Source organism: Loktanella salsilacus, from assembly GCF_024206795.1.
Lineage (GTDB): Bacteria > Pseudomonadota > Alphaproteobacteria > Rhodobacterales > Rhodobacteraceae > Loktanella > Loktanella salsilacus.
In genome coordinates, this window is record NZ_CP072994.1 from 1,813,428 (window position 1) to 1,832,753 (window position 19,326).

At 61.5% G+C, this 19,326-nt stretch carries 21 protein-coding genes; 10 read left to right on the forward strand and 11 right to left on the reverse strand.

What is annotated here, in order from left to right; all coding sequences use genetic code 11:
* Positions 1-64: 64 nt before the first annotated feature.
* From KBW81_RS08925 to fabD, 7 genes are all read right to left on the reverse strand, one after another.
* A complete protein-coding gene (locus KBW81_RS08925; RefSeq protein ID WP_254249030.1) occupies positions 65-1,408 on the reverse strand; it encodes a DNA-packaging protein in 1,344 nt (447 codons plus the stop codon).
* The gene (locus KBW81_RS08930) at positions 1,302-1,682 is read right to left on the reverse strand and encodes a hypothetical protein (protein WP_254246929.1); all 381 of its coding nucleotides are present in this window, start codon (positions 1,680-1,682) and stop codon (positions 1,302-1,304) included. Before KBW81_RS08930 ends, KBW81_RS08925 begins: the two co-directional genes overlap by 107 nt.
* A 202-nt stretch (positions 1,683-1,884) precedes the next feature.
* Entirely contained in the window at positions 1,885-3,042 is a 1,158-nt protein-coding gene (gene mltG / locus KBW81_RS08935; protein ID WP_254246930.1) for an endolytic transglycosylase MltG, read from the reverse strand.
* Positions 3,042-4,304 (reverse strand): beta-ketoacyl-ACP synthase II, encoded by a 1,263-nt coding sequence (gene fabF / locus KBW81_RS08940; RefSeq protein WP_090187759.1) that lies wholly within the window; start codon positions 4,302-4,304, stop codon positions 3,042-3,044. The genes mltG and fabF overlap by 1 nt, the downstream gene beginning before the upstream one ends.
* A 357-nt stretch (positions 4,305-4,661) precedes the next feature.
* The gene (locus KBW81_RS08945) at positions 4,662-4,895 is read right to left on the reverse strand and encodes an acyl carrier protein (RefSeq protein WP_090187530.1); all 234 of its coding nucleotides are present in this window, start codon (positions 4,893-4,895) and stop codon (positions 4,662-4,664) included.
* A 156-nt stretch (positions 4,896-5,051) separates the two neighbouring features.
* Positions 5,052-5,789, reverse strand: a complete 738-nt coding sequence (gene fabG, locus KBW81_RS08950) for a 3-oxoacyl-[acyl-carrier-protein] reductase (RefSeq protein WP_090187527.1) — start codon at positions 5,787-5,789, stop codon at positions 5,052-5,054.
* Positions 5,789-6,733: an ACP S-malonyltransferase gene (gene fabD, locus KBW81_RS08955; RefSeq protein WP_090187524.1), complete on the reverse strand. Its 945-nt coding sequence runs from the start codon at positions 6,731-6,733 to the stop codon at positions 5,789-5,791. The genes fabG and fabD overlap by 1 nt, the downstream gene beginning before the upstream one ends.
* Before the next feature lie 137 nt (positions 6,734-6,870).
* Between fabD and KBW81_RS08960 the strand changes: the two genes are divergently transcribed.
* From KBW81_RS08960 to arsH, 5 genes are all read left to right on the forward strand, one after another.
* The gene (locus tag KBW81_RS08960; RefSeq protein WP_254246931.1) at positions 6,871-8,052 is read left to right on the forward strand and encodes a cytochrome b/b6 domain-containing protein; all 1,182 of its coding nucleotides are present in this window, start codon (positions 6,871-6,873) and stop codon (positions 8,050-8,052) included.
* A gap of 105 nt (positions 8,053-8,157) precedes the next feature.
* A complete protein-coding gene (locus KBW81_RS08965) occupies positions 8,158-8,490 on the forward strand; it encodes an ArsR/SmtB family transcription factor (protein WP_254246932.1) in 333 nt (110 codons plus the stop codon).
* Between the two features lie 38 nt (positions 8,491-8,528).
* On the forward strand, positions 8,529-9,596 hold the full coding sequence (gene arsB / locus KBW81_RS08970; RefSeq protein WP_254246933.1) for an ACR3 family arsenite efflux transporter: 1,068 nt from the start codon (positions 8,529-8,531) through the stop codon (positions 9,594-9,596).
* Entirely contained in the window at positions 9,593-10,015 is a 423-nt protein-coding gene (arsC, locus tag KBW81_RS08975; RefSeq protein ID WP_090187513.1) for an arsenate reductase (glutaredoxin), read from the forward strand. Before arsB ends, arsC begins: the two co-directional genes overlap by 4 nt.
* On the forward strand, positions 10,008-10,718 hold the full coding sequence (arsH, locus tag KBW81_RS08980) for an arsenical resistance protein ArsH (RefSeq protein ID WP_302059160.1): 711 nt from the start codon (positions 10,008-10,010) through the stop codon (positions 10,716-10,718). Before arsC ends, arsH begins: the two co-directional genes overlap by 8 nt.
* Before the next feature lie 111 nt (positions 10,719-10,829).
* Here the strand turns inward: arsH and KBW81_RS08985 are convergent, their stop codons facing one another.
* On the reverse strand, positions 10,830-11,405 hold the full coding sequence (locus KBW81_RS08985) for a YceI family protein (protein WP_090187508.1): 576 nt from the start codon (positions 11,403-11,405) through the stop codon (positions 10,830-10,832).
* A 161-nt stretch (positions 11,406-11,566) separates the two neighbouring features.
* Positions 11,567-12,148: a hypothetical protein gene (locus KBW81_RS08990; RefSeq protein WP_254246934.1), complete on the reverse strand. Its 582-nt coding sequence runs from the start codon at positions 12,146-12,148 to the stop codon at positions 11,567-11,569.
* Positions 12,149-12,457: 309 nt separating this feature from the next.
* On the opposite strand from KBW81_RS08990, the gene rpsF reads away from it, so the two are divergent.
* The 5 genes from rpsF to KBW81_RS09015 all read left to right on the forward strand — a co-directional run bounded on the left by rpsF (position 12,458) and on the right by KBW81_RS09015 (position 17,307).
* On the forward strand, positions 12,458-12,811 hold the full coding sequence (rpsF, locus tag KBW81_RS08995) for a 30S ribosomal protein S6 (RefSeq protein WP_090187504.1): 354 nt from the start codon (positions 12,458-12,460) through the stop codon (positions 12,809-12,811).
* Between the two features lie 26 nt (positions 12,812-12,837).
* Positions 12,838-13,065, forward strand: a complete 228-nt coding sequence (gene rpsR / locus KBW81_RS09000; protein WP_090187501.1) for a 30S ribosomal protein S18 — start codon at positions 12,838-12,840, stop codon at positions 13,063-13,065.
* Between the two features lie 12 nt (positions 13,066-13,077).
* Entirely contained in the window at positions 13,078-13,653 is a 576-nt protein-coding gene (gene rplI, locus KBW81_RS09005) for a 50S ribosomal protein L9 (protein ID WP_090187499.1), read from the forward strand.
* Between the two features lie 133 nt (positions 13,654-13,786).
* Positions 13,787-15,226, forward strand: coding sequence for a DHA2 family efflux MFS transporter permease subunit (locus tag KBW81_RS09010; RefSeq protein ID WP_254246935.1), 1,440 nt, complete (start codon positions 13,787-13,789; stop codon positions 15,224-15,226).
* Positions 15,227-15,348: 122 nt separating this feature from the next.
* The gene (locus KBW81_RS09015) at positions 15,349-17,307 is read left to right on the forward strand and encodes a bifunctional 2',3'-cyclic-nucleotide 2'-phosphodiesterase/3'-nucleotidase (RefSeq protein ID WP_254246936.1); all 1,959 of its coding nucleotides are present in this window, start codon (positions 15,349-15,351) and stop codon (positions 17,305-17,307) included.
* Positions 17,308-17,341: 34 nt separating this feature from the next.
* Here KBW81_RS09015 and KBW81_RS09020 read toward each other — a convergent pair whose 3' ends face one another.
* Both KBW81_RS09020 and tig read right to left on the reverse strand, forming a co-directional pair.
* Positions 17,342-17,833, reverse strand: coding sequence for a hypothetical protein (locus KBW81_RS09020; protein ID WP_254246937.1), 492 nt, complete (start codon positions 17,831-17,833; stop codon positions 17,342-17,344).
* 150 nt (positions 17,834-17,983) lie between these two features.
* Positions 17,984-19,318 (reverse strand): trigger factor, encoded by a 1,335-nt coding sequence (gene tig / locus KBW81_RS09025; protein ID WP_090187491.1) that lies wholly within the window; start codon positions 19,316-19,318, stop codon positions 17,984-17,986.
* Positions 19,319-19,326 lie beyond the last annotated feature (8 nt).

The following is a 19,326-nucleotide window of genomic DNA, read 5'->3' on the forward strand; positions in this document are numbered from 1 at the left end:
TGACATCCAAATCTGAACGATCCCCGCCCCCACCGCCCGCGCGGCAAAGGCGGGGCGCAACGCCCTACAGGCTGCGCATACGCGGCGCGTGCCAGCCCTGCGCCGGGCCGATCATCAGCTCGTGCAGCGCCCAGACCAGCGCATCCACCCGGTCAGGTGACCCAGACCCCGCGAAGCCACCCGTCGTCATCAGACACATCTGATCCTCGAGCGTGGACAGACCCCGCACATGCGCCACACGGCCCTGTTCATACAGCGCCGCCACAGGCTCGGCCCGCGCCACCTTGCCCTTGGTCGCCGTCACCTTGCGATACGGCACCAGCGGGTCGACCTGCCGCACAATCGCCTCGACCATATCGCCGCCCTGATTGACCTCGGCCACCAACCGGTCCGCATTATGCCGCCGCAAGGCCGCCACCGCCGCCCGCGCCCATTCCAGCGGGGATGCCGCCTGCACCGTTGCGTCCTCTAGCACATAGGCTTTCCAGTTCTGCGGCGGTCCCTGTGTGATCGCGCCTGCCACCACGATCCCGCAGGCGTCCGATCCCTTGTGCCCCGTCGTCGGCGGGTCCACCGCTACGATGATCCGGTCCAGCGTGGGCACCGCCGTCACCAGCGCGTCCTCCAGCGCCCCGCTCGACCACAGCGCCCCCGGCGCATCCGACAGCAGCACCCCGTCCAGCTCTTGCCGCCCTTGCCGCGTCCCGGCAAAGCGCCGCTGCACCTCCTCTAGGAACCCCGGCGCAAGGTTCGCCGCATTGGCAAAGGTCGTCGCATGGGTCTGCACCGTGCTCCCTCGCTCCAGCATATCGCGCAGCACCGACACATTGCGGGGGGTCGTCGTGATGCACGCCCGTGGGTCACGCCCCAGACGCAAGCAAAACTCCACCATGTCCCAGGTCGCCTGCCCCTGCTTCCACTTCGCCAACTCGTCCGCCCAGACCGCATCAAACTGCGGCCCGCGCAGCGCCTCTGGGTCAAACGCCGAATACAGGAACGCCACCGCGCCATTTGGCCAACGCAGCATCTTGCGCCCCGCGATCCATTCAGGCCGCCGGTCCTTGGGCGCGCAGGCCATAATGCCACTGTCCCCGAACACCATCACCTCGCGCGCCTGATCATAGGTCTCGCCAATGATCCCCACACGCCGCGCCCGCCCCTTGGCGCGCGGCACCGGCCCCTCAACCATCGACCGCACCCATTCCGCGCCCGCACGCGTCTTGCCTGCACCCCGCCCGCCAAGGATCACCCAAGACCGCCAGTCGCCCGGCGGCGGCAGCTGGTGCGGCATCGCCCAGAACTCAAACAGATGCGGCAGGGCCCGCAGTTCCCGGTCGCTCAGCCCGGCTAAAAACGCCGCCCTCTGTTCCGGCGGCGCGGATGCGATCAAGCCTGCGCCCAATGTCATCGCGGATTTCGTCATGGTTGATGTCCGCGTCGTCCGTGCCTTGCCCGAATTTCTCAATGAACTGTTCCTCGGCTTTCAAAAGGTGAACATGGGTCGCCTGTAGTTCCGCCAGCTTCACGGCATGCGCCTTGGACGGCAGCCCGCCCGGCCCCCCGATCAGTCCAAGTTGTTCAAGAAATGTCGCCTTTAGCGCGGTATAAAACCCCGCCAGCTCGCGCACCCGCGCAAGCGCCTCCGCCCGCCCAAAAGGCGCCGCGTCATCCGGTTTTGTCATATGATTAAAACCTGTCCGAAAGCTTCCGTGACAGTAGAGTCCGTCCCAAGCCCCAATCAGATGGGAGGCAGGCGCAAAGGGATCAGTCTTCCAGCTCGCCACCAGCCTGCGGCAAAAACCCTAACAAAGCATGAGCCACAAAAAAGGGCTGCACGGTCCTGTTAAGAAACCGTGCAGCCCCAATTTTCGCGCGCAGTCTAGCTTAGTTGCCGCTTGCCTGCTCCGCCTCGATCTTGCGCCACGCCGCAACGTTGCGGTTGTGCTCGTCCAGCGTCACAGCAAAGGCGTGACCGCCGCTGCCATCCGCCACAAAGAACACAAAGTCCGTGGTGTCGGGGTTCAACGCAGCCTCGATGCTGGCCTTTCCGGGGTTCGCAATCGGGGTCGGCGGCAGCGCTGGAATCACATAAGTGTTCCAAGGCGTTGGCGCATCCAACTCGCTGCGGCGCAATCCGCGCCCCAGAATGCCTTCGCCCTTGGTGACGCCGTAAATCACCGCCGGGTCCGTCTGCAACCGCATGCCGCGCTCCAGCCGGTTGACGAAAACACTGGCCACCTGACGCCGCTCTGTCGGCACGCCGGTCTCTTTTTCGACCAAGGACGCCAGGATCAAGGCTTCCTCTGGCGTCGCCACCGGCAGCCCGTCAGCCCGCGCAGCCCAAGCGTCAGCCAAAATCTGCTCCTGCGCCGCCTGCATCCGCGCAATAATCGCCGCCCGGGCACCGCCGGGCAAGAACTCATAGCTATCGGGCGCAAGGCTACCCTCTGCTGGCGTCTCGGCAATCTCGCCGTCCAGAATATCAATCTCGCGCAGCGCATTGGCAATCTGCCAACTCGTCACGCCCTCGGCCACAGCCAGACGATAGCGCGTATCAGCCTCTTGCTTAACTGCCTCATACTCTGCCGGGGCTTCGTCCACCGCAGGATCGAACTCTGCCACTTCGGCATAGTTGCTCGTCGCCGGATCCAGCTCGCGCACCTGCACCAGATTGCGCCGCACACCCACGCGGTACACCACTTCGGTGCCGCAAGTGCTTTGCCCGCTGCTGGTCACCAGATCAACAATCTCGGCCATCGACGCGCCTTCGGGCACCAAAAAGCTACCCGCTTTCAGGCTGCCAGACCGATCCGTATAATCAGCCCCCATCCGGAAAATCGCACCAGAGCTGACAGCCCCCTGATCTTCCAGCTGCGCGCTGACCAGCCGCATGTTCGACCCCGGCGCGACCTGCAAACAAATGCCCTGCGCCAAAGGCCCCGCAGCCTTATAAGACTGCGTGCCCCAGACGATCACGCCGGCCCCAAGGAACAGGGCCACGATCAGAAACGTAATGCCGTTCGCCGCAATATGTCGCCACATTAGCGGACTTTCCCCAGCACCAGCGTCGCATTCGTGCCGCCAAAGCCGAAGGAGTTCGACAACACCACGTCGATCTTACGTTCAACCTTGCCGTTTGCGCACAGGTCAACGGTCGTCTCGCAGTCCAGATCCTCAAGGTTGATCGTCGGCGGCGCGACCTGATCGCGGATCGCCAAAACGCCAAAGATCGCCTCGATCGCGCCAGCAGCACCCAGCAAGTGTCCCGTCATCGACTTGGTCGATGACATCGTCAGTTTTGCTGCCGCTTCCGGTCCAACCAAACGCTCGACCGCACCCAGCTCAATCGTATCGGCCATCGTGGACGTGCCATGCGCGTTCACATAGTCGATCTGGCTTGGCTCAATGCCTGCATTGCGGCAGGCCGCCCGCATCGCCCGCTCTGCACCCTCATGATCCGGGGGCGGCGCAGTGATGTGATGCGCATCGCCAGACAGGCCGTAACCCAAGACTTCCGCATAAATCTTTGCACCGCGCGCCTTGGCGTGCTCGTACTCTTCCAGCACCACAATGCCCGCACCTTCGCCCATGACAAAGCCGTCGCGGGTCTTGTCCCAAGGCCGGCTCGCCTTGGCAGGATCATCGGTGTATTTCGTCGACAGCGCCTTGCAGGCGTTAAAGCCCGCAATACCAATCTTGCAAATCGCCGCTTCCGCGCCGCCCGCAATCATCACATCCGCATCGCCATGCTGGATCAGACGGCTCGCGTCGCCAATCGCATGCGATCCGGTGGAACAGGCCGTCACGACCGAATGGTTCGGCCCGCGGAAACCGTAACGAATGCTGACCTGACCCGAAATCAAGTTAATCAACGCGCCGGGGACAAAGAACGGCGACACGCGGCGCGGGCCCTTCTCTGCCATCATCACAGCCGTATTCGCGATGGAATTCAGACCGCCGATACCGGACCCGATCAAAACGCCGGTGCGCTCTTGATCTTCGCGCTCTGTCGGCATCCAGCCGCTGTCCTCCACAGCCTGCTGCGCCGCAGCCATGCCAAACAGAATAAAGGTATCAACCTTCCGCTGCTCTTTGGGCTCCATATACTTGTCACCGTTAAAGGTGCCGTTCGTCCCATCACCCAGCGGTACTTCGCAGGCATAGTTCGTCACAAGCCCTTCGGTATCGAAACCCTTGATCGTCCCGGCCCCGGACTGACCGTCCAGAATACGCGACCAGCTTTCCTCAACTCCATCCGCCAGCGGCGTGACAAGTCCAAGTCCTGTTATAACGACGCGGCGCATCATTGATCCCCTCAACACATAATTCCGGCCCTGATACCGCGACAGGGCGCAAATGGGCAAGAGGCGAGCCTCATTCCTGCGTGATCCGCCCAAAGCTTGCTGACCCCGCATTTTCGCTCCGGTCCCGCCACCCCTTCTTGTGGTCGAAAATACCTTGGGGGGACGCCGGTTGGTGCGCCACTGGTTCAAGAACCAGCCGGCGGCGGGCAAAGCCCCCCAACGGATCGGACCAGCACAGCTGGTCCGATCCCCGACACGCGACCACGCGACCGCACAACAAAAAACGGCCCCCGCTTTACGCAAGGGCCGCTTTAAATCAAAGCCCCCGACCCTCAGGTCAGCGGCAAAGGGATACGCTTACTGCGCGCCCTTGATGAACTTCACGGCATCGCCGAAAGTCTGGATCGTCTCGGCGGCGTCGTCAGGGATCTCGATCCCGAACTCTTCCTCGAAGGCCATGACCAGCTCGACGGTGTCAAGGCTGTCTGCGCCCAGGTCGTCGATGAACGACGCGCTCTCGACAACTTTGTCCTCTTCAACACCAAGGTGCTCCACAACGATTTTGCGTACGCGGTCTTCGACTTCGCTCATGAACAATTCCTCACGTTCCAGATGGGCCGTCACCAATTATCGGTTAATGCCCGGTTGTTGAACTGGCCGCCGAAGGGGCCCGTCCGATGCTGCGTGGCCTATAGCAGAGATTTGGGTGCGCGCAAACGCTTTCCCGCCCCCCGCAAAGGCCTTGCGTCAGAGCATGGCCATTCCGCCATTCACATGCAAGGTCGCACCTGTGACATAGGCCGCTTCCTTGCTGGAAAGATAAAGCACAGCAGCCGCAATCTCTTCGGCCTCGCCCATGCGGCCCGCTGGGATCTGCCCCAGAATCGCACCCTTTTGGTCGTCGTTCAGCTTGTCCGTCATCGCCGTGGCGATGAAGCCGGGGGCGACGCAGTTCACGGTGATACCGCGGCTGGCGACCTCATAGGCAATCGACTTGCTCATGCCGACCATGCCCGCCTTGGACGCCGCATAGTTTGCCTGACCGGGGTTGCCCGTCGCGCCAACCACAGAAGAGATGTTGATGATCCGGCCCCAACGCGCCTTCATCATGCCCCGGATCGCGCCTTTGCACAGACGCATGGTGCTGGTCAGGTTCACATCAAGCACACTGGACCATTCATCATCCGACATCCGCATGAACAGGTTATCGCGGGTGATGCCCGCGTTGTTCACCAGAATATCCAAGGACCCCATCGCCTCGATCGCCTGCTTGGGCAGGGCGGTAACAGCCTCTGCATCGCTCAGGTTGCAGGGCAGCACATGCACGCGGTCGCCCAGCTGCGCCGCCAAGGCCTCCAGCGGCTCCACCCGCGTGCCGGACAGACCAACCGTGGCCCCCGCATTATGCAGCGCCGTCGCAATCGCGCCGCCAATGCCGCCAGATGCGCCCGTGACCAGCGCCGTCTTACCTGTCAGATCAAACATTATGCTTCTCCTTTGATGGCGGCGGCGACAGCCACGGCCTCTGCGGCAGTGCCGACATTCGCCGTGCCCGCCTCTTTTGCAATGCGCCGGATCATGCCCGACAAGGCCTTACCGGCCCCAATTTCAATAAACGACGTGACGCCCTGCGCCGCCATCCACTCGACCGACGACGCCCAGCGCACTCGGCCCGCGACTTGGCTGACCAGCTGCGCGCGGATCGTATCCGGGTCCGTCACGGGCAGCGCGGTCACGTTGGCGACCAAGGGCACCGCTGGCGCCTGCATCGGCGTGTCATGCAGCGCGCCGCGCATCACATCCGCCGCAGGCTGCATCAAGGCGCAGTGGAACGGCGCAGACACCGGCAGCATCAACGCCCGCTTTGCACCCGCCGCCTTGGCCAGCACCGCCGCCCGCTCGACCGCCGCCACATGGCCAGAGATCACGTTCTGCGCCGGATCATTCTCGTTCGCCAATTGGCAAACTTCGCCCTGCGCCGCATCCTCTGCAATCTGCGCCACCGTCGCCGCATCCAGGCCAAGGATCGCCGCCATCGCGCCGACGCCCTGCGGCACGGCCTGCTGCATCGCATCACCGCGCACACGCAGCAGCCGCGCACAATCCGCGATCCCCAGCGCACCAGCGGCGGCCAAGGCACTATATTCCCCCAGCGAATGGCCCGCGACGAAATCCGCATCCGTGATCGCGATGCCTTCCGCCTCTAGCGCGCGCATCGCGGCCATGGACGCCGCCATCAGCGCAGGCTGCGCGTTGCGGGTCAGCGTCAGCGTTTCCAGATTGCCGTCAAAGATCAGCGCCGACAGCGCTTCACCCAGCGCATCATCGACTTCTTCAAACACGGCGCGCGCCGCTGGATAGGCGTTTGCCAGATCCTGCCCCATACCGATGGCCTGTGCGCCTTGCCCTGGAAATACGAATGCCCGCATGGATTTGCCCCTTTTGCTGCGTGTCGGGCATGGGTCTAGCCTGCACCGCGCCGCCGCACAATGCCCCTGCGTCATCGCAAATTGTGCCGCAATGCAGCGCAGGCTATCGTTGGGGCAACTTCGCAAAAGGACGCGCCATGACCCATCCGACCACCTACGGTACAGTGACGAAGGTGCTGCACTGGCTGACCGCCGCCTTGATCCTGACCATCATCCCGCTGGGGATCATCGCGTCCGACATGGCCTATGACACGAACGAGGCGCTCGCCCAAAAGGCGCAGCTTTTCACGATCCACAAAACCCTTGGCGTCGCCGTTTTCTTTGTCGCCCTCGCCCGTATCATCTGGGCACTTAGCCACCCCAAACCCGGCCCCCTGCACCCCGAACGCCGGGCAGAGACGTTGCTGGCAGAGGTGATCCACTGGCTTCTATACGCCGCCCTTGTTATCACCCCCCTGACTGGCTGGATCAGCCATGCCGCCACCACAGGTTTCGCGCCCATCTGGTGGCCGTTCGGCCAATCCCTACCCTTCGTGTCCAAGTCCGATGCCACCGCACATCTGTTCGACAGCCTGCACTGGGTCTTTGGTAAGGTGATGATCGGCGCCCTGCTGCTGCACATCGCTGGCGCGCTGAAACATCACATCATCGATCGCGACGCCACAATCCGCCGGATGTGGTTTGGCAAAACCGTTGCGCCTGACGCCGGGTACCACCGCACCCCCATCGCCGCCCCCCTGCTGGCCGCCGCAGTCGTCGCCATCGGTGCCCTCACCGCCTTCGCCCTGAACGGCCCGGCCGAAGACGCCCCGCAGGCCGCCGCATTGGATCAAGTCGCCTCTGACTGGACGGTTCAAGACGGCTCCCTTGCCATCACCGTCACGCAATTCGGCAAGCCCGTGCAAGGCAGCTTTGCCGACTGGACCGCCGCCATCACCTTTGATCCCGACGCGGACACTGACGCAGGTCAGGTCGAAGTCACCATCGCCATCGGCTCGCTAACCCTCGGCTCTGTCACCGATCAGGCCATGGGCGCGGATTTCTTCAACGCCGAATCCTTCCCCACCGCCACCTTCACCGCGCCGATCACCAAAACGGCGGACGGCTATGTCGCGGACGGCACCCTGACGCTAAAAGACACCGCCGCCCCCGTCACCCTGCCCTTCACCCTGACGCTGGATGGCAACACCGCCACCATTCAGGGCAGCACCACGCTGAACCGCCAAACCTACGCCATCGGCGACAGCATGAATGACGAGACGAACCTTGCCTTCGATGTCACCGTCGACATCGCCCTGACCGCCACCCGGGCCGAATAAGCCCACCCCTAAAAACCCGCCGCAGTCTGACTGCGGCGGGTATCACGTCACATGCCGCACACATAAAACTTGACCGCCACTCATCATATCAATACTTCTCGATATATGGATAAAGAAAACGCCCTCGACGCCTTCGCAGCGCTCAGCCAAGCCACCCGCCTCGACGTCTTCCGCCTTTTGATCAAGGCAGGGGACGCGGGCATGTCTGCTGGCGACATCAGCGACACCCTTAAGGTGCGCCAAAACACGATGTCCGCAAACCTCTCCATCCTGGCCCGCGCGGGCCTGATCCGCAGCACCCGCGAAGGGCGCAGCATCCGCTATTTCGCCGACATGGACGGGATGCGCGGCCTGCTCGCCTTTTTGATGGAGGATTGCTGCGGCGGTCGTCCCGACCTGTGCCAACCCGTCATCAACGAAATCGCCTGCGCCTGCTAGGCGCAGATGCCCGCCCCCTGCACATCAGAAAGCCTGACATGACCGACACACCGCTTCCCGCCGCCGCTGGCCTTGGCACCTTTGAACGCTGGCTGTCCGTCTGGGTCGCGCTGGCGATTGGGGCCGGTCTTTTGCTGGGCAACCTCTTTCCCAGCGCCTTTGCTGCCCTCGCGGCGCTGGAAATCGCCTCGGTGAACCTGCCCGTCGCGGTGCTGATCTGGGCGATGGTCTATCCGATGATGGTCGGCGTCGACTTCGGCGCGCTGCGGCAGGTGGGCGACAAACCCAAGGGGCTGGTCGTTACGCTGGTGGTCAACTGGCTGATCAAACCCTTCACCATGGCCGCGCTGGGCGTGTTGTTCTTTAACTACGTCTTTGCCGGGCTGATCCCGCCGGACGACGCGCAGGCCTATCTGGCAGGCGTCATCCTGCTGGGCGCGGCCCCTTGCACGGCGATGGTGTTCGTCTGGTCGAACCTGACGCGCGGCGACGCCACCTATACGCTGGTGCAGGTCAGCGTGAATGACGTGATCATGGTTTTCGCCTTTGCCCCCATCGTCGCCTTTCTGCTGGGCGCGACGAACATTGTCGTGCCATGGGACACCCTGCTGCTCTCCGTCGGCCTTTACGTCATGCTCCCCCTGCTGGCCGGATACCTGACGCGCCAGCGCTTGATCGCAAACGGAGGCGAAGCCGCCGTCGCCACCTTCAAGTCTCGCGTGCAGCCCTTCTCGATCATCGGCCTGCTGGTGACCGTCGTGCTGCTATTCGCCTTTCAAGGAGAGGTGATTTTCGATCGCCCCCTCGTCATTGCCATGATTGCGGTGCCGCTGCTGATCCAGTCCTACGGCATCTTTTTCATCGCCTATGGCGCGGCGCGCGCTTGGGGTATCCCGTTCAACGTCGCCGCCCCCTGCGCCCTGATCGGCACCTCTAACTTCTTTGAACTGGCCGTCGCCGTGGCGATCAGCCTGTTCGGCCTCGGCTCTGGCGCCGCGCTGGCCACCGTCGTCGGCGTCTTGGTCGAAGTGCCGGTGATGCTGTCCCTCGTCGCCTTCGCTAACAAAACACAACACTGGTTTCCCAAAGATAAAGGTGCCGCATGACCATCGTCATCCATCACAATCCAGACTGCGGCACGTCGCGCAACGTGCTGGCGATCATCACTGCCGCAGGGCAAACCCCCACCGTGATCCCCTACCTCGATACTGGCTGGACCCGCCCGCAACTGCTGGCCTTGTTTGCGGCTGCGGGACTGACACCGCGCACCGCTCTGCGCACATCCAAATCGCCTGCCGCCGAACTGGGCCTGCTGGACCCTGCCGTCGGTGACGACGCCCTGCTGGATGCGATGATCCAGCATCCTATTCTGGTGAACCGCCCCATCGTCTGCTCGCCCAAAGGCGTGCGCCTGTGCCGCCCAAGCGAGGCTGTGCTGGACCTGCTCGACCGCCTGCCCCCCGGCCCGATGACCAAAGAGGACGGCACACCCCTGATTGACGCGGAAGGAAACCGCCTTGACTGACACGCCCAACCTAGACGCCGCGCATTTTGAGGCCGCCGCCCCGGACCGCCTGACCGCACCTGCGCAAAGCGCCCACGCCCCGCGCATTCTGCTGCTCTATGGATCCCTGCGGGACCGGTCATTCAGCCGCCTTGTGACAGAGGAAGCCGCGCGCATCCTGACCCAGCTGGGTGCCGAAACCCGCACCTATTCCCCCTCGGGCCTGCCGCTGCCGGACGATGCGGACGCCAGCCATCCCAAGGTGCAGGAACTGCGCGATCTGGTCACTTGGTCCGACGGCATGGTCTGGTGTTCCCCCGAACGCCACGGCGCGATGACGGGCATCATGAAAACCCAGATCGACTGGATTCCCCTATCCCTTGGCGGGGTGCGCCCCACGCAGGGCAAGACGCTGGCCGTCATGCAGGTCAGCGGCGGCAGCCAAAGCTTCAACACCGTCAACCAGCTGCGCATCCTTGGCCGCTGGATGCGCCTTCTGACAATTCCCAACCAATCCTCCACCCCAAAGGCATTCTTGGAATTCGACGATGCGGACCGCATGAAGCCGTCGCCATTCTACGACCGGATCGTCGATGTGATGGAGGAGTTGATGAAGTTCACACGGCTGACCCGCGACAACAAAGAATACCTTGTCGACCGCTATAGCGAACGCAAAGAAAGCGCCGCAGAACTGTCAAAGCGCGTCAATCAAAAGGCGATCTAATCGCCCCTTTCGAAAACAAAAAATGCGAGGGCGGTTTGTCCACCCTCGCATCCTTTATCTTAGCCGTTAGCTGCCGCCCGCAACGCATCGCGCCGCAGGCAGCAATCTGGCTTATTCAGCCTTCATCGCCTCGATCGAGATTTTGACGTTCACTTCGTCGCTGACGAAGGGTGCAAACTGGCCGACGTTGTAGTCAGAGCGCAGCAGCGTCGTGGTCGCGTCGAAGCCAGCCCAAGGCTTGCCTTCCATCGGGTGATCGGCCGCTTGGTTCAGCTTGGCATCCAGAACGACCGACTTGGTCACGTCGTTCAGCGTCAGATCGCCGGTGATCAATGCGGTGTTGTCGCCTGTCACTTCGATGGCGGTGGACTTGAACGTCACCATTTCGTCTTCGGTCGCGCCAAAGAAGTCAGCGGACATGAAGTGCTCGAAGCGGGCTTCCCAGCCGGTCATCATGCTGCGCACAGGGAACGCGACTTCAACAGATGAATTGGCCGGATCTTCTTGATCGAACTGGATCGTGCCCTCAAAGCCCGAAAACATGCCCATCCCGGTCGAGAAACCAAGGTGGTTATAGTCGAACACGATCTGGCTGTGGCTGGAGTCCAGCGTATAAGCCTCGGGTGCAGCAAAAGCAGGTGCGGCCAGCAGGGTCATGGCGGCGGCGGACGTCATCAGGATCTTCATAATCTGGTCTCTCCGGTGGTTGTTTAACTTGAACCAACAGATGACGGCACAGACGTCGCAGAGCAATCCAGCAAGAATGAACATGTCCTGTTCGGCGATGCCTCGCCGTTTTGTCGGGCGACGTTAAAGTGCCGCCCGCCACAAGGTTCTAGGTCCGCTGATTAAGCAACGTCGCGGCTGACGATCAGATCGCGGCCCATCCGGTCACGCAGACGCGCCAGATCAGATTCCGAACCCGACGCAACGGCCAAGGTCCGCGCCGTATTGCGATACCGCAGCATCAGCGTTGCAGTGCCCGCAGTAGGGCGCTGGATAAAGACGCTGCCCACGCAATCAAACCCGTAACGAGAGATGACAGACATCCCCCCCGTCCGGTTGCGCACAACTTCACGCACCTCACCCGCCATCGAATCTACCTCGATGTTGATCATGGTGCCCCGGCTCGCGAACCACATCAACGTGGTGCCTGCGGCCAAAATCAACATGATCGCTGGGATCATGAACACGAAATCCGTCGACCGGCTGGCGAACATCAACGCAACAGACGCAGCAATCAAAGCAGCCCCGCCCAACATTGCGATGGACTGCATTATAACAAGCCGCAGCGGCGGCGCGCCTTCGGGGGTGACGCGGTAGCCCCAATACGCCTCTTGCAGTGCAAAGCCTGTCACAACCATTTCTGCCGGTTTCACGCGGCGCGACGCGACTGAAACGGTGCGGCTGGTATCTGGCATGTCCGTCATGGCTGGACCTTCTCTTTGCTATTGGTTCAAGTTTTATTAGAAAGCCCCGACTTCGAGGCGAAAACATGGCGGCGTTAAGGCTTTGCTAAGTTTTAGCCTTCTGCTCTAATTTCTATCCTTAATTCCCGCCGGTTCGCAGCAGACGCCAATCATCGCCCCGCGCAAGCGGCGGGTTGCGCGATCCACGGCGTTGTGTATAAGCGGCCCACTTCCGCAATGGTTATTCACTGCGCAGTCTCTCGTGGTCGGGGTGCGGAAGTCTTTAGTCCCGTCCTATGAAATGCGTCGAACAATATGTAAAGGAACGCCATGCCGCTTTACGAGCATGTGATGATTGCGCGTCAGGACTTGTCCAACACGCAAGCAGAAGCCCTGATCGAACACTTTGGCACTGTGCTGGCCGACAACGACGGCAAGCTGGTCGACAGTGAATACTGGGGCGTCAAAACGATGGCCTATAAGATCAACAAAAACCGCAAGGGCCACTACGCCTTTCTGCGCTCTGACGCGCCTGCGTCCGCCGTGCAGGAAATGGAACGCCTGATGCGCTTGCATGAAGACGTGATGCGCGTTCTGACCATCAAGGTCGACGCACACGCCGAACTGCCTTCCGTGCAGATGCAAAAGCGCGACGAACGCGACACCCGTCGCGAGCGCCGTTAATTTAGATCAGGAAAGGACCATAAATCATGGCAACGAAACCATTTTTCCGTCGTCGTAAGTCCGATCCGTTCGAGGGCGACGAAGCCCCCGCGATCGATTACAAAGACACTCGCACACTGCAGCGCTACATCTCTGAGCGCGGCAAGATCGTCCCCGCCCGTATCACAGCCGTCGGCTCCAAGAACCAGCGCAAGCTCGCACAAGCGATCAAGCGCGCACGGTTCCTGGCCCTGCTGCCCTACGCCGTGAAGTAAGGAGCATACATCATGCAAATCATTCTTCTGGAACGTGTGGCCAAGCTTGGCCAAATGGGCGAAGTCGTGAACGTCAAGGACGGTTACGCCCGTAACTTCCTGCTGCCACAAGGCAAAGGTCTGCGCGTTAACGCTGCAAACCTGGCCCGCTTCGAAGCTGAAAAAGCTGCCCTGGAAACGCGCAACGCTGAAACGCGTGCGACCGCTCAGGCTGAAGCAGACAAGATCGATGGCGCAACCTTCGTCATCATCCGTTCTGCTTCCGACGCTGGCTCGCTGTACGGCTCCGTCACACCACGTGACGTGGCTGATGCCGCTGCTGAAAACGACTTCAAGATCGACCGCAATCAGGTCGTTCTGCAGGGTCCGATCAAGGATCTGGGCCTGCACGACGTCACGCTGAACCTGCACCCCGAAGTCACGGCAACGGTCACTCTGAACGTCGCCCGCTCCAAGGAAGAGGCAGAGCTTCAGGCCGCCGGCAAGTCCATTCAGGAACTCGCCGCTGAGGAAGAAGCAGCAGCTGAATTCGAAATTCAGGAACTGTTCGACGATCTCGGCTCTGCCGGGAACGACGACGACGAGTAAGTTACTCACCTGCTAAAGTTTAAGGCCGCTCCTTCGGGGGCGGCCTTTTTCGTTGGGCACGCCCTTGTGACCCGGCACCCTTGCCAAGACCGCCCAATCGGACCACATCAGGCCAAGCCCAAAGAGTGTCCCGATGCCCAGCTCCACGACCAGCCCTCGCTTGACCAATATGCGCAGCGTTTTGCGCAGCAGGACCACGCCCCTGATCGTCGCGACCGCGCTACTGATGGAAAACATCGACGCCACCGTGCTGTCCACGTCGCTGCCGCAAATTGCTGCCGACCTGAACACCGACCCGATCCACCTGAAACTGGCGCTGACGTCCTACCTGCTGGCGCTTGCCGTGTTCATTCCCGCCTCTGGCTGGGCCGCTGACCGCTTTGGCGTGCGCCGCGTGTTCCGCCTTGCGATTATCACCTTCGCGCTGGGCTCTGTCGCCTGTGCGATGGCCCCGACGCTGGGCACCCTGATTCTGGCGCGCATTGCCCAAGGCATTGGCGGCTCGATGATGGTTCCCGTCGGCCGCCTGATCGTACTGCGCGCCGTGCCAAAGGCTGGCCTTGTCAACGCGTTGGCATGGCTCACCGTGCCGGCGCTCATCGGCCCGGTGCTAGGCCCACCCTTGGGCGGTTTCATCACGACCTACGCCGACTGGCGCTGGATCTTCTGGATCAACATCCCCATCGCAATCCTTGGCGTCAGCCTTGTGACCCGTTTTATCCCGAAACTGCCCCCGGTCGCGGTTCCCGCCTTCGACGCCCGCGGCTTCTGGCTGATCGGCCCCGGCCTTGCGATGTTCCTGTCCGGCATCACCATCGCGGGCCTTGGCCTAGCGCCCGTGCCGCTGCTGGTCGCCCTGATCGGGACAGGTGCCGCCCTCACGCTCGCCTATGTGCGCCACGCCCGCATCACCCCCGCGCCGCTGGTGGACCTGCGCCTGCTGCGCATCCCCACCTTCCGCGTCGCCACCATCGGGGGCACCCTATTCCGTGTCGGCGGCGGCGCGCTGCCGTTCCTGCTGCCGCTGATGTTTCAAATCGGCTTCGGCCTTAGCGCGTTTCAATCCGGCATGATGACCTTTGCCACCGGCATCGGTGCGATGCTGATGAAGTTCATCGCCCAGCCCATTCTGCGCCGCTTCGGCTTTCGCCGGGTGCTGGTCGTGAACGCCGCACTGGCCGCACTAATGTTGCTGGCCCCGGCAGGCTTCACATCGCAAACACCTTATTTGCTGATGATCGCCACGCTGTTTGTCGGCGGCATCTGCCGCTCGCTGCAATTCACAGCCATCAACGCCATTGCCTATTCCGACGTAGAGCCGCCGCAAATGGGCAGCGCGACCAGCTTTAATTCAGTCCTGCAGCAGCTCTCTGCCTCCATGGGCATCACCCTCGCCGCATTCGGGCTAGAGGCGATGCAGGGCATCTATGGCGGCGCGGCCATCGACATCGACCACTTTCCAGCGGTCTTTGCGATGCTGGCGCTCGTCTCGGTCTCGTCAACCATCTGGTTCTGGCGCCTCACGCCCACGGCGGGTGCCTCTGTCCTCGCGCGGGACCCCGCCCGCGCGTAAGATTTGACCTTTAGTTAAAATATGTCTGCCCAAAGCGCCAAAATGCTGCGCTGCGTCGTGACAGCGTTACCAAAGACAGCGCAGGATTGACCTATTCAAACCCTGCGAAAGTCTGAACCCTCATGTCCTTTACCCTGTCCCGCCGTTCCTTTCTGGCCTCGACCGCCGGTTTCATCGCGCTGCACCCGTTCTCTGCGCGCGCGCAAGCAAACCAAGTCCACCTGCGCCTGATGGAAACCACCGACCTGCACGTCCATGTCTTTCCTTACGACTACTACTCGGACCAGCCCGTCGACACGGTCGGCCTCGCGCGGACAGCGTCCATCATCGAAAACACCCGCGCCGAATCGACAAACTCCCTTCTGCTCGACAACGGCGACTTCCTACAAGGTAACCCGATGGGCGATTACATCGCCTATGAACGCGGCATGAAAGAAGGCGACATGCACCCGGTCATCGCCGCGATGAACACGCTGGGCTTTGACGCATCCACCTTGGGCAACCACGAATTTAACTATGGCCTCGATTTCCTAACAAAATCCTTAGCCGGAGCGAATTATCCGGTGGTCAGCGCCAACGTCGTGAAAACCATGGGCGCGACCCCGCTGGACGATGACACGCTGATCCCCCCGTACATCATCATCGACCGCGAACTGACTGACGGCGCTGGCGAAAAGCATGCCATCAAGATCGGCCTGATCGGCTTTGTGCCGCCGCAGATCATGAACTGGGACCGCCAGCATCTGGATGGCAAAGTACAATCCCGCGATATCGTTGCCACCGCGCAGGCTTACGTGCCGCAGATGAAGGAACAAGGCGCGCAAATCATCATCGCCCTGTCCCACTCCGGCATCGGCGCGGCGACCGCCACGGACGGTATGGAAAACGCCTCGATCCCGCTTGCTGGCATTGAAGGAATCGATGCGGTGATGACAGGCCATAGCCACCTTGTTTTCCCATCCTCGTCCTATGACGGTTTTGACGGTGTCGACGTCGCCGCCGGTACGTTGATGGGCAAACCCGCTGTCATGGGCGGGTTCTGGGGCAGCCACATGGGCCTGATCGACCTGATGCTGGAACGCGACGGCAGCGATTGGAAAATCGTCAGCCATACCTCAGAGGCGCGCCCGATTTCCCAGCGCAACGAAGATCGCAGCATTACCGCCTTGGTTGAAAGCGATCAAAAAGTGCTGGACGCCGTGCAGCAGCAACACGACGAAACGCTGGAATACGTCCGCCGTGCCGTCGGCCAGACCGATGCGCCGCTTTACAGCTACTTTGCGCTGGTCGCCGATGATCCGTCCGTCCAGATCGTGTCGAACGCCCAGACATGGTACATTAAGAAGATGATGCAAGGCACTGAAAACGAAGGGCTTCCCATCCTTTCCGCAGCTGCCCCGTTCAAGGCCGGCGGGCGCCAAGGGCCGGAATACTACACCGACGTGCCCAAGGGCGATGTGGCGATCAAGAACGTCGCTGACCTGTATCTGTATCCCAACACGGTCCGCGCGGTGAAGATCACCGGCGCGCAGGTTAAGGACTGGCTGGAGCGGAGCGCAGGCATGTTCAACCAGATTGCGGAGGGCGCACAAGACGCGCCGCTGCTGAACGCAGAATTCCCCAGCTACAACTTCGACGTTATCGACGGCGTCACCTATCAGATCGACCTGAGCCAACCGTCCAAGTTTGATCGTGAAGGTGCCGTGGTCGCACCGGATGCAAACCGCATCATCGACTTGAAGTTCAACGGCGAACCCATTGACCCCACTGCGGAATTCATCGTTGCCACCAACAACTACCGCGCCAGCGGTGGTGGCAGCTTCCCCGGCGCTGACGGCAGTACCATCGTGTTCGAAGGCCCGGACACCAACCGCGACGTCATCGTGCGTTATATCGTCGATCAAGGCACAATCAGCCCTAACGCGGACGCGAATTGGTCGTTCAAACCGATGCCAGGCACGACGGCGATGTTCGAAACCGGCCCCAAAGCGGCCGCATACGCTGAAACGATTGAGAGCGTCTCGCTCGAACCCGCTGGCAATACGCCCGAAGGCTTCGCGCTCTACCGCATGATTCTGTAAGCAAAACCGGGCCATCCGCCTTGCGGGTGGCCCATCAATACCCGGCGTAGGTCTGTAAATTCAGCCGCGCCCGACATTGCGCACCATCCACTGTGCCAACCCAAACCGCGATTTTACCGCGGCCCGGATGGCGCAGAATCAACCGTGGCTGCCCCGCACCCCGGCCGCTATCGTCAAAATACCAATGGCCATCCTCGGTGCGCACCAGCAGCCCCGTCGGGCAATCACCCTCGGCGCGAATCTCCATCGCGAGGCCGATCATCCCGCTCAGATCAGCGCTAAAGCTTGGCGCATCATTGAACATCACCGCAGGCACCTGCGGCAACGCGATGTGATCGCATCCCGCCAGCCCGGCCTTGCCACCGGCAAAGACGCGGCGATTCTGTCCCAGCCGCAGCGCGGCCCCGTTACTGCTGATCTGCCGCGCGGCGGCCATGTCGGGATTTGGACAAGCCACAGCCGCGCCAACCATCTGTGTCACAGCAAAAAATATGCCAAGCACTGCAATGCGCCAAAAGGACATCATCGCCCCTAATATCTAAACGAATTGTGCGGCCAATATGCCGCCTACCCCTTAGATATGCGGCATCCGCCCCAAGGCAACAAGGGCAAACGAAAAATGGCACCCCGATCCGGGGTGCCATTCCAAAAAGCCTTCGTGAATGAAGGGCTTGGTTTAGTCTTCGCTTTCCAGCGCCTCAACGGCGGTCTGCAGCTCTTCTTTGGTGACGGTCTTTTCAGTGACAGTCGCCTTTTCAAAGATGTGGTCGACGACTTTATCTTCGAACATCGGCGCCTGCAGCTGCTGGCGGAACTGGGCGTTCTGCTGCACGAACTCAAAGAACTGACGCTCTTGGCCCGGGTACTGACGTGCCTGGTTCATGATCGCCTGCGTCATTTCCTGATCGCTGACCTTCACTTCTGCGTTCTGACCGATGTCAGCCAGCAGCAAGCCCAGCTTTACCCGGCGCTGCGCGAGCGTCTTGTGCTCGTCTGTCGGGTTGATTTCCGGGTGATCGTGGCCCTGAACGTCAGGGTTCTCTTCGTGCCACAGCTGGTGCGCGATCTGGTTTGCTTCAGCTTCGACCAGCGATTCTGGCAGATCGAAAGACACCAGCGTGTCCAGCTCGTCCAGCAGCTTGCGCTTGGCGATTGCACGGGACGCACCGTTGTATTCGGCTTCCAGACGCTCACGGATCTGGCCCTTCAGGGCGTCCAGATCTTCTGCGCCGAACTTCTTAGCCAACTCGTCGTCGATTTCCGGTGCATTCGCAGCGCGGACTTCTTTAACGGTCACATCAAAGACGGCTTCTTTGCCGGCCAGATGGGCAGCCTGATACTCAGCAGGGAAGCTGACCGTAACGGCCTTTTCTTCGCCAGCTTTCGTGCCGACCAGCTGATCCTCGAAACCGGGGATGAAGCTGTTGGAGCCCAGAACCAGCGGATAATCGTCGCCTGCGCCGCCTTCAAAGGCTTCGCCGTCGATTTTGCCCACGAAGTCGATCACAACTTGATCGTTGTTCTCTGCTGCTGCGTCTTTTGCCTCATAGGCCACAGCCTGCGGGCTTTCAGCCAGATTCTTCAGCGCTTCTTCAACAGCCGAATCGTCTGCTTTGACGACCATACGCTCCAGCTTGACCTTGCTCAGGTCAGTTTCTGGCACGTCGGGCAGCTTTTCGTAGGACACGTTGACGACGACATCGTCGCCCTCTTTCCAGTCCTCGTTGGCCATCTTCATCTCGGGCTGGGCCGCGGGACGGTCGCCAGAGGTGGTCATGTGCTCGTTCAATGCACCGTCGATGGCTTCTTGCATCGCTTCGCCCATCAGGCGCGGGCCAAACTGCTTGCGCATCATGGCCATTGGGACTTTGCCCTTGCGGAAACCCTTCATCTCGACTTCGGGTTGCGCTTCTTTCAGCTTGCCGACCACTTTGTCGTCAAGTTCAGCTGCCGTCACCGTAATGGTGTATCCGCGCTTGAGGCCGTCGTTCTGGGTCTCTTTGACCTGCATGGGTTTTC

Excerpts from the sequence above, each read along its gene's own strand:
- KBW81_RS08925 (WP_254249030.1), bottom strand. The coding sequence starts at position 1,408 with ATGACATTGGGCGCAGGCTTGATCGCATCCGCGCCGCCGGAACAGAGG.
- KBW81_RS08930 (WP_254246929.1), bottom strand. The coding sequence starts at position 1,682 with ATGACAAAACCGGATGACGCGGCGCCTTTTGGGCGGGCGGAGGCGCTT.
- mltG (WP_254246930.1), bottom strand. The coding sequence starts at position 3,042 with ATGTGGCGACATATTGCGGCGAACGGCATTACGTTTCTGATCGTGGCC.
- fabF (WP_090187759.1), bottom strand. The coding sequence starts at position 4,304 with ATGCGCCGCGTCGTTATAACAGGACTTGGACTTGTCACGCCGCTGGCG.
- KBW81_RS08945 (WP_090187530.1), bottom strand. The coding sequence starts at position 4,895 with ATGAGCGAAGTCGAAGACCGCGTACGCAAAATCGTTGTGGAGCACCTT.
- fabG (WP_090187527.1), bottom strand. The coding sequence starts at position 5,789 with ATGTTTGATCTGACAGGTAAGACGGCGCTGGTCACGGGCGCATCTGGC.
- fabD (WP_090187524.1), bottom strand. The coding sequence starts at position 6,733 with ATGCGGGCATTCGTATTTCCAGGGCAAGGCGCACAGGCCATCGGTATG.
- KBW81_RS08960 (WP_254246931.1), top strand. The coding sequence starts at position 6,871 with ATGACCCATCCGACCACCTACGGTACAGTGACGAAGGTGCTGCACTGG.
- KBW81_RS08965 (WP_254246932.1), top strand. The coding sequence starts at position 8,158 with ATGGATAAAGAAAACGCCCTCGACGCCTTCGCAGCGCTCAGCCAAGCC.
- arsB (WP_254246933.1), top strand. The coding sequence starts at position 8,529 with ATGACCGACACACCGCTTCCCGCCGCCGCTGGCCTTGGCACCTTTGAA.
- arsC (WP_090187513.1), top strand. The coding sequence starts at position 9,593 with ATGACCATCGTCATCCATCACAATCCAGACTGCGGCACGTCGCGCAAC.
- KBW81_RS08985 (WP_090187508.1), bottom strand. The coding sequence starts at position 11,405 with ATGAAGATCCTGATGACGTCCGCCGCCGCCATGACCCTGCTGGCCGCA.
- KBW81_RS08990 (WP_254246934.1), bottom strand. The coding sequence starts at position 12,148 with ATGACGGACATGCCAGATACCAGCCGCACCGTTTCAGTCGCGTCGCGC.
- rpsF (WP_090187504.1), top strand. The coding sequence starts at position 12,458 with ATGCCGCTTTACGAGCATGTGATGATTGCGCGTCAGGACTTGTCCAAC.
- rpsR (WP_090187501.1), top strand. The coding sequence starts at position 12,838 with ATGGCAACGAAACCATTTTTCCGTCGTCGTAAGTCCGATCCGTTCGAG.
- rplI (WP_090187499.1), top strand. The coding sequence starts at position 13,078 with ATGCAAATCATTCTTCTGGAACGTGTGGCCAAGCTTGGCCAAATGGGC.
- KBW81_RS09010 (WP_254246935.1), top strand. The coding sequence starts at position 13,787 with ATGCCCAGCTCCACGACCAGCCCTCGCTTGACCAATATGCGCAGCGTT.
- KBW81_RS09015 (WP_254246936.1), top strand. The coding sequence starts at position 15,349 with ATGTCCTTTACCCTGTCCCGCCGTTCCTTTCTGGCCTCGACCGCCGGT.
- KBW81_RS09020 (WP_254246937.1), bottom strand. The coding sequence starts at position 17,833 with ATGATGTCCTTTTGGCGCATTGCAGTGCTTGGCATATTTTTTGCTGTG.
- tig (WP_090187491.1), bottom strand. The coding sequence starts at position 19,318 with ATGCAGGTCAAAGAGACCCAGAACGACGGCCTCAAGCGCGGATACACC.